This window comes from Mycobacterium alsense (assembly GCF_002086635.1).
Taxonomy (GTDB): Bacteria; Actinomycetota; Actinomycetes; order Mycobacteriales; family Mycobacteriaceae; genus Mycobacterium; species Mycobacterium alsense.
In genome coordinates, this window is record NZ_MVHD01000005.1 from 41,307 (window position 1) to 54,393 (window position 13,087).

Genomic DNA, 13,087 nt, shown 5'->3' on the forward strand with positions numbered 1-13,087 from the left:
GTGAAACGCCATTGGGGAAGTTGACGAAGATCGCCGCCGGCGGGCTCGTCGGCCTGGCGTCGCTGTTCGGCTCGGCGATCGGCTCCGCTATGGCGCGCGCCGACAGCGACCTGGAGAAGGAGGCCTGCCAGTTGATGGACGACCCGGCCGGGCCCGAAGCGGGTTACGCGCCAGCGGAATACGCGTTCATGATGCTGCGCGCGAAGATGTCGGCCCAGGCCGCGCGCGACGTCATGTCCCTGGCCACCCAGCAATTCTGTCCCAACCACATCATCGACCTACCGGCCAGCTGGCGTTAACCAATCGGGCTCATTCGGCGTTTTCCAGCGGCGTCAGGTGGGCGACGCACAGGTCCGGTTCGACGAACGGGTCCAGGCGGTCGACGCCAACCGGCGCCGCTTGGCTTTCCAGCACCCCTTGCATCATCCCCAGGTGGACGGGGCACACGACCTCGGTTCGGGTCTCGGCGAGCTCCAGGAACGGGCAATGCCGCAAGTCAATCCATTGCTGCCCATCGGATTTGCGGCGTTCGGGGGCAAAGCCGAACTCGTCGAGCACGCCGACGAGGTGGTCGATCGATTCGTCGCTGCTCGTCTTTTCCCGCTGTTGCTCCGACGCCGTCAACCGCCGACCCCACACACGACCGGCGGCCTGCGCCTTGGCGCTCGGATCGCGGGCGGAGGCAAGGCCTGCCGCGAGAATTTCGGCCAGCAACCGATAACGGCGAGGCCCGTGGCGGTCCATCTGCGGGATCGCGCGAAACATCAGCGGCGGGCGCCCCGGTCGCTTGCGGTACGGCTCGATGTGCTCCACCCGACCGTCGTTGAGCAACGTGTTGAGGTGGAAGCGAACCGTGTTGGGGTGCACGCCAAGCACTTTGGCGATAGCCGTGATGCTCATGGGGCTGGACGCCGCCTTCAATACCCGCAGCACATCACGGCGGCGACGCGATGGCCTCCCACGTGACATGCCAACCGCACTCACGCGTGCTGCGTGTCCTGCCTTGGCAGGCCGGCCACCAGCGGTGTGTCGACACCCAGCGGGCCCACCTTGGCGGCCCCGCCCGGTGACCCCAGGGGCTCGTCCCTGCCGGGGAGGGCATCGAAGAAGAACGCCGCGTTGTCAGCCTGATACGGCTGCAGCTCTTCGGGCAGGTCGTCCTCGTAGTAGATCGCCTGAACGGGGCAGACCGGCTCGCACGCGCCGCAGTCCACACACTCGTCGGGGTGGATGTAGAGCGACCGGCCGCCCTCGTAGATGCAGTCCACCGGGCACTCCTCCACGCAGGCCCGGTCCATCACGTCAACACATGGCTTTCCGATCACGTATGCCATGGCGTAGAGTTTACACAATGGTGCTTGTATAAACTAGAGGAAGTGCGAGCCCCCGTGACCGACAACGAGACCCGCGTCCGGAACCCCTATCGATGGGTGCGGGGCGACCACGACGCCGGCAACGTGCATCAGGTCGCCGACTACCGCACCGAGCTGCGCCTCGCCGAGGACATCGTCGACCCGCAGACCTGGGCCGGCGGGATCGAGGACAAGCGGGCGACCGCACCGCGGCTACGCATCGGCCGTGACAAGTGGGTGAATCCGTTGTGGCTCATCCCAGTCGGGTTCGCCCTGCTGATCGCGGCGGTGGCGGTGGGCAAAGGCCTGCACAACACGCCCGCCGTCCAGGCGTTCGTCCAGCGATATCCCGGCGCACGGGTGCCTGCCGGAATCAACCCGGGCATCCCCGCCTGGGTGGACTGGACGCATTTCTTCAACCTGTTCTTGATGATGTTCATCGTCCGCTCAGGAATTCAGATTCTGTGCGACCATCCACGGCTGTATTTCAGCCGCAACTCGACCCCGGGCACCGACGAGTGGCTGCGCTTCACGGGGCCGGTGCCGGACGACCCGCTGTGGACGGCCAAGGACGATTCGGTTTCGTTGCCGGGCCATCTGGGATTACCCGGAATTCGCCATTCGATCGGCTTGGCGCGGTGGTGGCACCTTGGCATCGACGTGCTGTGGCTGCTCAACGGCGCGGTGTTCTACCTGCTGTTGTTCGTTACCGGCCAATGGCGACGCATCGTTCCGACCAGCTGGGACGTCTTTCCCAACGCGGCCTCGGTTGCGATCCAGTACCTGTCACTGGACTGGCCGGCGGACAACACCTGGGTGGCCTACAACGCGCTGCAGCTGCTCGCGTACTTCACCACCGTGTTCGTCGCGGCACCGCTCGCACTGATCACCGGACTTGGGATGTCGCCGGCCATGTCGATGCGCTTCACCGCGATCAGCAAGCGGATCAGCATCCAGGCGGCACGGTCGATGCATTTCCTGGTGCTGTGTTACTTCCTGTTGTTTGTCGTCGTCCACGTCACGCTCGTCTTCACCACCGAAGCTTTGCGCAACCTCAACCACATGTTCGCCGGCCGCGACGACGACGGCTGGGTCGGGTTCGCGATGTTTACCGGGGCCATGGTGGTGGTCGCCGCCGCCTGGGTGCTCGCCACGCCATTCACCTATCGCCATCCCCGCGTGGTCCAACGGGTCGGCTACGCGCTCGTCGGGCCGCTGCAGCGGTGGTTCGAACACGCCAACCCGAAGCCCGGCGCATTCACCGACAACGACATCTCCCCGTACTTGTGGCACAACGGCACCTACCCGGAAACCGTTGAGTACAAAGAACTCGAGAAGAACAACTTCGTGGATTGGCGGTTGCGCGTCTACGGCCTCGTCGAGCATCCCACCGAGTTCTCCTTAGCCGACTTGCGCGACCTGCAGTACCACGAGCAGATCACCCAGCACTTCTGCATCCAGGGTTGGTCGGGTGTCGCCAAATGGGGCGGCGTGTCGATGCGGACGATCATGGACATCGTCAAGCCGCGGCCAGAAGCCAAGTGGGTGGTGTTCTACTCGTTGGGCGCCGGTGCCGACGGCGGTATCTACTACGCCGCGCATCCGATCGAGCAGATGAGCCACCACCTGACCATGCTTGCCTACGACATGAACGGCAAACCCGTGAGCTACGGGCACGGCGCGCCCCTGCGGCTACGTAACGAGTTGCAACACGGCTTCCGCCATGTGAAGTGGCTCAAAGGCATTGAGTTCGTCGCGCACTACTCCGAGGTCGGCAGTGGTCACGGCGGCTACAACGAAGACCACGAATTCTTCGGTCGGCACCAAACCATCTGACCCGTATCCAACGGCGAGTGACCAAGGCGACACGGCAGAGCTTCCCTATCGCGTAACCATGCGGTAGTGTTTACACAACTGCGCTCGTATAAACCATGGGAAGTGCGAAAACCCATGGCTGACAACGATCCCGAGGTGCGACGGCGACGCGAACCGGACGGGGGTTGGACCACGCCGGCCGACGGCCGAGGTAGGTCGAAGATCCGAGCAATGGAGGGTGTGATGGCTACCGAAGTGTCTCCGCGGGTATTGGTGGCGCGCCGCCCCTTCCCCCCGCGCCAGGGGCCGCGGGGCAGCCTCCTGTACAAGCTGATCACCACGACCGATCACAAGCTGATCGGCATCATGTACTGCGTCGCCTGCTTCATCTTCTTTTTCATCGGCGGGTTGCTGGCGCTGTTGATGCGCACCGAGTTGGCCGCGCCCGGGCTGCAGTTTTTGTCCAATGAGCAGTTCAACCAGCTGTTCACCATGCACGGCACGATCATGCTGCTGTTCTATGCGACCCCGATCGTGTTCGGGTTCGCCAACCTGGTGCTGCCGCTGCAGATCGGCGCGCCCGACGTGGCGTTCCCGCGGCTCAATGCCCTGTCATTTTGGCTGTTCGTATTCGGCGCGCTGATCGCTTTGGGGGGGTTCATCACCCCGGGTGGGGCCGCCGACTTCGGTTGGACCGCTTACACGCCCTTGTCCAGCGCGGTCAACAGTCCGGGCGCCGGAGGCGACCTGTGGATCGTGGGCCTGGCCGTCGGTGGTCTGGGCACCATCCTGGGCGCGGTCAACATGATCACCACCGTGGTGTGCATGCGCGCGCCCGGGATGACGATGTTCCGGATGCCGATTTTCACCTGGAACATCCTGATCACCTCGATCCTGGTGCTGATCATCTTCCCGTTGCTGACCGCGGCGCTGTTCGGGCTGGCCGCCGACCGGCACCTGGGCGCCCACGTCTACGACGCGGCCAACGGCGGGGTGATCCTGTGGCAGCACCTGTTCTGGTTCTTCGGCCATCCCGAGGTGTACGTCATCGCGCTGCCGTTCTTCGGCATCATCAGCGAGGTGGTGCCGGTGTTCTCGCGCAAGCCGATCTTCGGTTACACCACATTGATCTATGCCACGCTGTCGATCGCGGCGCTGTCGGTGGCGGTGTGGGCGCACCACATGTTCGCCACCGGAGCCGTTTTGCTGCCGTTCTTTTCGTTCATGAGCTATCTCATCGCGGTGCCGACCGGGATCAAGTTCGTCAACTGGATCGGCACCATCTGGAAGGGACAGCTGACGTTTGAAACCCCGATGCTGTTCTCGGTGGGCTTCCTGGTGACCTTCCTGCTGGGCGGGCTGTCCGGGGTCATGCTGGCCAGTCCGCCGATCGACTTCCATGTCACCGACACCTATTTTGTGGTGGCGCATTTCCACTACGTGTTGTTCGGAACGATCGTGTTCTCCACGTTCGCCGGCATCTACTTCTGGTTCCCGAAGATGACGGGCCGGCTGCTCGACGAGCGGCTGGGCAAGCTGCATTTCTGGTTGACGTTCATCGGCTTTCACACGACGTTTTTGGTGCAGCACTGGCTGGGCAACATGGGCATGCCCCGCCGTTATGCCGACTACCTGCCCACCGACGGCTTCCAGTCGCTCAACATCGTCTCCACCATCGGCGCCTTGATTCTTGGCGCCTCGATGCTGCCGTTCGTGTGGAACGTGTTCAGGAGTTGGCGCTTCGGAGAACCTGTCACGGTCGACGACCCGTGGGGACACGGGAACTCGCTGGAGTGGGCGACCAGTTGCCCGCCGCCGCGGCACAACTTCACCGAGCTGCCCCGGATCCGTTCGGAGCGCCCGGCTTTCGAGCTGCACTACCCGCACATGGTGGAGCGGCTACGCGCCGAGGCGCACGTCGGGCACAAAGCCCACCACGACACCGGTGCCGACCGGGAGAAACGCCGGGCGGGACAGGGGCCATGACCTACAGTGCGAAGATCCGGGTGTGGCGGGGCGACGCGAGCGGCGGTGATCTCCGCGACTTTTCCGTCGAGGTCAACGAGGGCGAGGTGGTGCTCGACGTCATCCATCGGTTGCAGGCGACGCAAGCCCCGGACCTCGCGGTCCGCTGGAACTGCAAAGCGGGCAAATGCGGTTCCTGCTCGGCGGAGATCAACGGCTATCCCCTGCTGATGTGCATGACCCGCATGTCAAACTTCGCCGAGAACGAGACCGTCACCGTCACACCGATGCGCGCCTTCCCGGTGATTCGTGATCTGGTCACCGATGTGTCGTTCAACTACGAAAAGGCTCGGGAGATACCGTCTTTCGCACCCCCGAAGGACCTGCGGCCCGGTGAGTATCGGATGGCCCAGGTCGACGTCCAGCGCTCGCAGGAGTTCCGCAAGTGCATCGAATGCTTCCTGTGTCAGGACGTCTGCCACGTGATCCGCGACCATGACGAGAACAAGAAGGCGTTCGCCGGGCCCCGCTTCTTCATTCGCCTGGCCGAGCTGGAGATGCACCCGCTCGACACGGCCGACCGGCGGGACCTGGCCCAGGACCAGTACGGCCTGGGCCTATGCAACATCACCAAATGTTGCACCGAGGTCTGCCCGGAGCACATCAAGATCACCGACAACGCCATCATCCCGATGAAGGAACGCGTCACCGGCCGCAGGTATGACCCGGTGGTCTGGCTGGGACGCAGGCTCTTCCGCCGGTAGCGCTCAGTTCGGCTGTTTCCCAAGCGTTCCGCGTGTGATGAGGGCGTCGAGCTCGGGTGTGTCCGTGCCGGTTAGCCGTCGGTGCATGGCCCAGGCGATCCGGGTGCCCTGGACCTTGGCACGATCGGCGACGGGTCCGGAGAACATCTCGTCAACGGTGTCGTTCCATACGGTCAGCCATCGGACAAAGTGGCGGCCGCTGAGCGGGGTTCGCTGATGGACGCGGCGGTGGGCATGCAGCGCGCTGCCCCGGTAGAGTCCGGCGCGAAAGAGCGCGGTCTCCCAGAAGTCGGCCATCACCGGAATGTGCGAATCCAGGCCCGCGCTGCGTAACTCGGCGAAGGGCTCGCCGAGCGTGTCGTCGAGCATTACCCGGCCGTAGAACCGGCGCAACAGCGCCTCGACATCCGCCCGGTCGCCGAGATCGGCGACGGCCTGACCCATCGGTACCCGCAACTCAGTCATTGGCGGTCACCCGGACGCGGCACAGTTCGGGTTCGACGAATGGTTCGAGCTCGGCCCGCAGCACCGGGTCAACCGCATCGCCCTCGCGGGCCGCGGCTTTCTTAAGCAGGCCCTGCAGCGTTCCGCGGTGCATGGCGCACGCCACCTCGGGATGGGCCCGGGCCAGCTCGCGGACCGGGCAGCTGTGCAGCTCGATGGTCCGCCGCTTGCCGGTCGCCGAGCTTTCGGGTGGGGCCAGCTCGGGGCCAAATCCCATCCGGTCGAATACCTTGGCCACCGCCGCGGCTCGTTCCTCGAGGACGGTCCCGGGTTCACGGAGGTCGGTAACCCGTTGCCCCGCACCGTCTTCGGCCCCGATCCGCTCCGCCCATCGTCGGCCGACGGCTTCGGCGCGGCGGCGTCGCTCGTCGGCGGTGTCGCCCAGTTCCAGCGCCAGTATCTCGGCCAGGGTTCGATAGTCCAGCCGCTCGCGCACCGCGCGGTAGCCGGTACGCGGACGCCCGACACCGGTCCTCGTTATCCGGGTGCGCTCGACGACTCCGTCATCGCACAACGCGTCAAGGTGGAACCGCACCGTCGTCGTGTGCAGTCCCAGTTTGGCTGCGAGTTCGGCTGCGTCGACCGGCTCGTCGTGTTCTCGCACCAGCTCGAGGACTCGCTGGCGCTGCCGGTTGGTACCCGCGCGGTGCCGTCGCCCGGTCGCGTCTTCGCCGTGCCGGTCCACCCCAACTCGTCCTCTCGTCCGGTTGTCCTCCAGCTATTTAGAGGATATTATTCATTAATAATAGCACTCGATGCAAGGCAGGTGCGCTGTGTTCGACACGGTGGTGGAGACCGCGAAAATCGAAGTCATCGAGAACGCTGTGCGGCTGGCGTGCCGCGCCCCGTCGCTGTACAACACCCAGCCGTGGCGGTGGGTGGCGGACGGCGGCCGGCTGGACCTGTTTCTCGATCCGAGCCGCCTCGTGCACGCGGACCGATCGATGCGGGAGGCCCACATCGGCTGCGGCGGTGCGCTCGAGCACCTTCGGGTGGCCATGGCCGCCGCGGGGTGGACGACCGACGTGGAGCGCTTTCCCACTCCGGACAACCCGGCACACCTGGCCAGGCTGCAGTTTGTCCCCGCGGACCGCGTCACCGACGAGCAGCGCCGCCGCGCCGATGCGATCCTGAAGCGCCGGACCGATCGGCTCCCGTTCTTCGCGCCGACCGGCTGGGATTCGTTCGAGCCCCTGCTGCGCAGCAGCGTCGACACCGAGGCGGTGCGGTTGGACGTCCTCGAGGAGGAGATGCGTCCGCGCCTCGCCGAAGCGGCCGAACTCACCGAATCGCTGCGCCGCTACGACTCGGCATATCATTCCGAACTCCACTGGTGGACTGCGCCGTTCGAGGTGTCGGAGGGTATCCCGTACAGCTCGCTGGTATCGGTCGCAGAGTACGACCGGGTGGCCGTCAACCGGGCCTTTCCGTTCACCCACAACACAGATCGGCGCACCGCGATCGTCGCGGACTACTCGAAGATCCTGATGCTGTCCACCGACGACGACAGCCCCGGCAGCGCGCTGGCGTGTGGCGAGGCGCTGTCGCGCGCGCTGCTGGAATGCACGATGGCCGGCCTGGCGACCTGCCCGGTGTCGCACCTGACGGAACTGTCGGTCAGCCGCGAGCTCCTCGCGGCGCTGACCGACCACACCGACCTGCCCCAGGTCCTGATCCGGGTCGGTGTGGCGCCGGCGCTGGACTCGCCGCCGCCACCCACACCGCGGCGTCCGCTCGCCGACGTGTTGCGGTTGGCGAGCTGACCCGCGGAGGTGTTCCGATGGCGTCGAACAGCTTTGGCACCCTCGATCGGTTCGCGGTCGGCGACAAGACGTACACCATCCACCGCCTCGACCGGATCGACGGCGCGGATCGGCTGCCCTACAGCTTGAAGATCTTGCTGGAAAATCTGCTGCGCAATGAGGATGGGCGCTTGGTTACCACCGAGCAGATCAATGCGCTGGCCGCATGGGATCCCCTTGCCGAGCACGGCCGGGAGGTGGCCTATACGCCGGCGCGGGTGTTGATGCAGGACTTCACCGGGGTGCCATGCGTGGTGGACCTGGTCGCGATGCGCGATGCCATCACCGAACTCGGCGGTGACCCGAAGCAGATCAATCCGTTGTGCCCGACCGAGCTGGTGATAGACCACTCGGTGATCGCCGACGTATTCGGTAGGCCGGATGCCTTCCGCATCAACGCCGAGTTGGAGTTCGAGCGCAACGCCGAGCGCTACCAGTTGCTGCGGTGGGCGCAGCAAGCCTTCGCGGACTTCCGCGTGGTGCCTCCGGACACCGGCATCTGCCACCAGGTGAACCTCGAATACCTGTCCCGCCTGGTATTCACGCGCGAGGGCGCGGACGGAACGCTCGCCTACCCGGACACGCTGGTCGGCACCGACTCACACACGCCGATGGTCAACGGGCTAGGGGTGTTGGGTTGGGGCGTCGGCGGCATCGAAGCCGAGGCGGCCATGCTCGGGCAACCGATGAGCATGCTGATTCCGCAGGTGCTGGGCCTCAAGCTGACCGGTGAGCTGCCCACGGGCACCACGGCCACCGATTTGGTGCTGACCGTTGCCGAGCTGCTGCGCCGCACCGGCGTGGTGGGCAAGTTCGTCGAGTTCTACGGGCCCGGCGTGGCCAACGTACCTCTGGCCAACCGCGCCACTATCGGCAACATGAGCCCCGAGTACGGCGCAACCTGCGCAATTTTCCCGATCGATGACGTCACCCTGGATTACCTGCGGCTGACGGGTCGTCCCGAAAGCCGGATCCGGCTGGTGGAGGCCTATGCCAAGGAGCAGGGCCTGTGGCACCGCCCCGACCACGAGCCGACGTTCTCGCAGACGATCGAGCTGGACCTCGGTTGTGTCGAGCCGTCGATCGCCGGACCCAAACGCCCGCAGGACCGCATCCCGTTGCGCGTCGCTCCGCAGGCGGTCGCCGCGCTACTGGCCGGTCGAACCTACGCCGAGGCAATGGAAATCGGCCTGGATGAGGCATCCGCGGAGTCGTTTCCGGCCAGCGACCCGATCGCCGTCTCCCGGGATCACCCCGGCGACGCACCGCACACGCCGCAGACCAACGGTGATGGATCCGACTGGCCGCGAAAGCCGGTCGAGATCAGCCTGGATAAAGAGTCCGTCAGCATCGATAACGGGGACGTGGTGATCGCAGCGATCACCTCCTGCACAAATACCTCCAACCCGTCGGTGATGATTGGCGCGGCCTTGCTGGCGAAAAAAGCGGTGGACAGCGGGTTGACGCGCAAACCGTGGGTCAAGACGTCGCTGGCACCGGGTTCGCGCGTGGTCACCGACTACTACAAAAAGGCCGGGCTCACACCATATTTGGACAAGCTTGGCTTCAACCTTGTCGGCTACGGCTGCACCACCTGCATCGGCAATTCGGGGCCGCTGATCCCCGAGGTGAGCCAGGCGGTGACCGGCAACGACCTGACCGTCTGCTCGGTGCTGTCGGGCAACCGCAATTTCGAGGGACGCATCCACCCGGAATGCAAGATGAACTTCCTGGCCTCGCCCCTGCTGGTAGTCGCCTACGCATTGGCCGGCACCCTGCACGCGGACCTGCTGCACGACCCGCTGGGGAACGGTCGTGACGGAAAGCCGGTCTATTTGCGCGACATCTGGCCCTCGGCCGACGAGGTCACCGAGGTCATCGACAACTGCCTGCGGGCCGAGATGTTCGCCCATGACTACGCAGACGTGTACGCCGGGGACGAGCGTTGGCGCTCGCTGCCGGTTCCCGACAGCGACACCTTCCGGTGGGACCCGGAGTCGACGTATGTGCGCAAGCCGCCCTACTTCGCTCGCATGGCACGCGAGCCGGAGCCCGTTGCCGACATCACCGGGGCCCGGGTGCTCGCCAAGTTGGGTGATTCGGTCACCACCGACCACATCAGCCCGGCCGGCTCGATCAAGGCCGACTCGCCCGCGGGAAAATACCTGTCCGAGCAAGGGATTGCGCCCAAGGACTTCAACTCCTACGGCTCACGACGGGGCAACCACGAGGTGATGATCCGCGGCACGTTCGCTAACATCCGGCTGCGCAATCAGCTCGCACCGGGCACCGAGGGCGGATGGACGCGCGACTTCACCCGGCCCGGCGGCCCGGTGGCGACCATCTACGACGCCGCGGTGAGCTACGCGCGCGCGGGCACTCCTCTGGTAATCCTCGCCGGCAAGGAATACGGATCCGGTTCGTCGCGGGACTGGGCCGCCAAGGGCACCGCTCTGCTCGGTGTGCGTGCCGTGATCGCCGAGTCCTACGAACGCATCCACCGCTCCAACCTCATCGGGATGGGTGTGCTGCCGCTGCAGTTTCCCCAAGGGCAGAACGCGGACTCGCTCGGCCTCACCGGCGAAGAAACCGTCGAGATCACCGGTGTGGACACATTCAACGAAAAAATCCCGGCGCGGGTGCATGTCGAAGCGGGTGACGCCGAGTTCGACGCGGTCGTGCGCGTCGACACCCCCGGCGAGGCGGACTACTACCGCCACGGCGGCATCATGCAGTACGTCCTGAGGAAATTGCTCGGCGGCGACGCCGCCGTCCAACCTTGACAGCGGAGTCCGACCCAGGAAGAAGGCGCCATGGCCGAGGAGATGTACCACCCCACCACCCCCGAGATCCACAACCTCCGTAAGAAACTCGCGCCGCATACCCACGAGGCGTTCGAGGCGTTTTCGCGTGCGGTGTTCGCCGACGGCGCCCTCCCGGAGAAAACCAAACAGCTCATCGCGGTCGCGGTCGCGCACACCACGCAGTGCCCCTACTGCATCCGGGGCCACACGCGGCTCGCGCGCCGGAAAGGCAACACCGACAACGAGATCATGGAGGCCATCTGGGTCGCGGCCGAGATGCGCGCCGGGGGCGCCTACGCCCACGCCACGCTCGCCCTCGAAGAGCTCGCCAAATAGTTGCCCAGAGGAGTCGCGTGGTCCGCACCGCCGTAGACCGCAGCGCGGTCATCGCCGAGATCGAAACGGTCCCCCTGCGTATCCCGCTCCGGGCCGACGGCACACCCGGCGCTTCGCTCTGGGGCGACCAACTGTCCGCGGCGGATTCACTGCTCGTCAAGGTGACGACGCGCGGCGGGGTGGAAGGGTGGGGGGAAGCCTTCGGTTTTCGCGCGGTCAATGCGGCCAAGCTTGCCGTCGACGAACTGATCGCACCGTTATGCATCGGCGAGGACGCCACTCGAATCGGGCCGCTGATGCTGGGGCTTCAAAAGAAGCTGCACGTCTTCGGGCGCGGAGGCGCCTTGACCTATGGGCTGTCGGCCGTGGACATCGCCCTGTGGGACATCGCCGGCAAGCTCGCCGACGCGCCGGTGTGTCGGCTCCTCGGCGGCGGAGAGACCACGATGCCGTGCTACGCGAGCCTGGCCTGCTATTCCGATCCCCCGCTGGTCCGCGCCGCGGTGCGCCAAGCAATCGACGGCGGCTTTCGCGTGATCAAGCTGCACGAGTCCGGCCTGCCGGCGATCCGCGCGGCGCGCGAGGAAGCCGGACCCGATGTCGAGCTGATCGTGGACGCCGGATGTTCCTGGACGTTGGCAGAGGCCGGGGTTGTCGCCGAAGAACTCGGGGCGGTTCGGCTCAAATTTCTCGAGGAACCACTGTGGCCGCCGGAGAATTTCGGCGGCCTGGCCGAACTTCGGAGAACTACGGGCATTCCGATCTCGGCCGGTGAAAACGCTTCCACCCTCCTGGAATTCGAGCGAATGCTCAGCGCGAGGGCCATAGACTTCGTTCAGCCGAGCCCGGCCAAACTGGGCGGGATCAGCGAGTTGCGCAAAGTCTTTCCCCTCGCGGCCGTCCACAACGTTCCGGTGATGACGCACTCCTTCTACGACGGCCCCGGGTTGCTCGCGGCGCTTCATGCCACCGCCGCGCTGGGCACCCGCGACTCGATGATCGAGTGGCGCTGGTTCGATCTGGAAGCGGCCATCTACGGTCCCGCCTTCGCCCCGAAGGCGGGACGGGTTTCGGTCCCGCAGGGGCCGGGCCTGGGAATCGACCCCGATCCCGACGTCATCGGCGCCTACCGACGGCAAAACGGCACCATGACGGCGCCATGACGACGGACGCTGTCTCACGCCCCGCCAAATCGCTCTGGTCAGTGCGCGCGTGACGGGCTAGAGTTTACACAAAACGTACTTGTAAAAATATTGATGTGAGAAAGGGGTCGAGGAGTATGAGCATTGCGCAACGCACCGCGCAGACCACATGGGAAGGCCCGCTGGCGTCGGGTGATGGCACGGTGTCGCAGGGCAGCAGCGGCGCCCTGGACGGCCTGGCCCTGACCTGGGCCGCCCGGACCGAGCAGCCCGGCGGCAAGACCAGCCCGGAAGAGCTTCTCGCGGCGGCGCATTCGTCGTGCTTCTCGATGGCGCTGGCGTTGAAGTTGGGTGAGAACGACACACCGCCCCAGCGGCTCGATGTCACGGCCACCGTCACCCTGGACGCGGTCGACGAAGTCCCGACCATCACCACGTCGCGGTTGCGGGTCAAGGCGCGCGTGCCCGGGCTGGACTCCGAAGGATTCGCGGCGGTGGTGAACCAGGCCGCCGCCCTGTGCCCGGTGTCGCGGCTGTTCGCCGGCGCCAACATCAGTGTCGACGCCGAACTCGACGAGACCGCATCGGCCGGCGCATAGGAGC

Annotated in this window: 13 protein-coding genes; 9 read left to right on the plus strand and 4 right to left on the minus strand. The window is 65.7% G+C overall.

The features are described 5' to 3' along the window. Positions 1–11 precede the first annotated feature (11 nt). Positions 12–299 carry a hypothetical protein gene (locus BST11_RS05065; protein WP_205781703.1) on the plus strand — a complete coding sequence of 96 codons (288 nt, stop codon included), beginning with the start codon at positions 12–14 and terminating at the stop codon, positions 297–299. 10 nt (positions 300–309) lie between these two features. On the opposite strand, the gene BST11_RS05070 is transcribed toward BST11_RS05065, so the two are convergent. Together BST11_RS05070 and fdxA are read right to left on the minus strand one after the other, a co-directional pair. Continuing rightward, positions 310–969 carry a helix-turn-helix transcriptional regulator gene (locus BST11_RS05070; protein ID WP_083136892.1) on the minus strand — a complete coding sequence of 220 codons (660 nt, stop codon included), beginning with the start codon at positions 967–969 and terminating at the stop codon, positions 310–312. An 11-nt stretch (positions 970–980) separates the two neighbouring features. Next, complete coding sequence (gene fdxA / locus BST11_RS05075) at positions 981–1,334, minus strand: ferredoxin (protein ID WP_067326283.1); 354 nt, start codon at positions 1,332–1,334, stop codon at positions 981–983. Between the two features lie 123 nt (positions 1,335–1,457). Between fdxA and BST11_RS05080 the strand changes: the two genes are divergently transcribed. The 3 genes from BST11_RS05080 (at position 1,458) to BST11_RS05090 (ending at position 5,896) form a co-directional block, all read left to right on the plus strand. Continuing rightward, positions 1,458–3,188: a molybdopterin-dependent oxidoreductase gene (locus tag BST11_RS05080; protein WP_083137020.1), complete on the plus strand. Its 1,731-nt coding sequence runs from the start codon at positions 1,458–1,460 to the stop codon at positions 3,186–3,188. A gap of 222 nt (positions 3,189–3,410) precedes the next feature. Further along, positions 3,411–5,153: an aa3-type cytochrome oxidase subunit I gene (ctaD, locus tag BST11_RS05085; protein ID WP_083137021.1), complete on the plus strand. Its 1,743-nt coding sequence runs from the start codon at positions 3,411–3,413 to the stop codon at positions 5,151–5,153. Beyond that, complete coding sequence (locus tag BST11_RS05090) at positions 5,150–5,896, plus strand: succinate dehydrogenase/fumarate reductase iron-sulfur subunit (protein ID WP_083136893.1); 747 nt, start codon at positions 5,150–5,152, stop codon at positions 5,894–5,896. The genes ctaD and BST11_RS05090 overlap by 4 nt, the downstream gene beginning before the upstream one ends. A gap of 3 nt (positions 5,897–5,899) precedes the next feature. Here BST11_RS05090 and BST11_RS05095 read toward each other — a convergent pair whose 3' ends face one another. After that, positions 5,900–6,361, minus strand: coding sequence for a group III truncated hemoglobin (locus tag BST11_RS05095; protein WP_067321060.1), 462 nt, complete (start codon positions 6,359–6,361; stop codon positions 5,900–5,902). After that, positions 6,354–7,085, minus strand: a complete 732-nt coding sequence (locus BST11_RS05100; protein WP_083136894.1) for a helix-turn-helix transcriptional regulator — start codon at positions 7,083–7,085, stop codon at positions 6,354–6,356. Before BST11_RS05100 ends, BST11_RS05095 begins: the two co-directional genes overlap by 8 nt. Positions 7,086–7,173: 88 nt before the next feature. On the opposite strand from BST11_RS05100, the gene BST11_RS05105 reads away from it, so the two are divergent. The 5 genes from BST11_RS05105 (at position 7,174) to BST11_RS05125 (ending at position 13,083) form a co-directional block, all read left to right on the plus strand. Continuing rightward, entirely contained in the window at positions 7,174–8,163 is a 990-nt protein-coding gene (locus BST11_RS05105; protein ID WP_068214518.1) for an Acg family FMN-binding oxidoreductase, read from the plus strand. A 17-nt stretch (positions 8,164–8,180) separates the two neighbouring features. Next, positions 8,181–10,985: an aconitate hydratase AcnA gene (gene acnA, locus BST11_RS05110; protein ID WP_083136895.1), complete on the plus strand. Its 2,805-nt coding sequence runs from the start codon at positions 8,181–8,183 to the stop codon at positions 10,983–10,985. 30 nt (positions 10,986–11,015) lie between these two features. Further along, positions 11,016–11,342, plus strand: coding sequence for a carboxymuconolactone decarboxylase family protein (locus tag BST11_RS05115; protein ID WP_067321073.1), 327 nt, complete (start codon positions 11,016–11,018; stop codon positions 11,340–11,342). Between the two features lie 17 nt (positions 11,343–11,359). Continuing rightward, positions 11,360–12,505: a mandelate racemase/muconate lactonizing enzyme family protein gene (locus BST11_RS05120; protein ID WP_244897532.1), complete on the plus strand. Its 1,146-nt coding sequence runs from the start codon at positions 11,360–11,362 to the stop codon at positions 12,503–12,505. A gap of 116 nt (positions 12,506–12,621) precedes the next feature. Next, entirely contained in the window at positions 12,622–13,083 is a 462-nt protein-coding gene (locus BST11_RS05125; protein WP_083136896.1) for an OsmC family peroxiredoxin, read from the plus strand. The last annotated feature ends 4 nt before the right edge of the window (positions 13,084–13,087 follow it).

What these genes read in the sequence shown, in the direction of transcription:
- BST11_RS05070 (WP_083136892.1), bottom strand. Translation starts at nt 969, where the DNA reads ATGTCACGTGGGAGGCCATCGCGTCGCCGCCGTGATGTGCTGCGGGTA.
- fdxA (WP_067326283.1), bottom strand. Translation starts at nt 1,334, where the DNA reads ATGGCATACGTGATCGGAAAGCCATGTGTTGACGTGATGGACCGGGCC.
- ctaD (WP_083137021.1), top strand. Translation starts at nt 3,411, where the DNA reads ATGGCTACCGAAGTGTCTCCGCGGGTATTGGTGGCGCGCCGCCCCTTC.
- BST11_RS05090 (WP_083136893.1), top strand. Translation starts at nt 5,150, where the DNA reads ATGACCTACAGTGCGAAGATCCGGGTGTGGCGGGGCGACGCGAGCGGC.
- BST11_RS05095 (WP_067321060.1), bottom strand. Translation starts at nt 6,361, where the DNA reads ATGACTGAGTTGCGGGTACCGATGGGTCAGGCCGTCGCCGATCTCGGC.
- acnA (WP_083136895.1), top strand. Translation starts at nt 8,181, where the DNA reads ATGGCGTCGAACAGCTTTGGCACCCTCGATCGGTTCGCGGTCGGCGAC.
- BST11_RS05115 (WP_067321073.1), top strand. Translation starts at nt 11,016, where the DNA reads ATGGCCGAGGAGATGTACCACCCCACCACCCCCGAGATCCACAACCTC.
- BST11_RS05125 (WP_083136896.1), top strand. Translation starts at nt 12,622, where the DNA reads ATGAGCATTGCGCAACGCACCGCGCAGACCACATGGGAAGGCCCGCTG.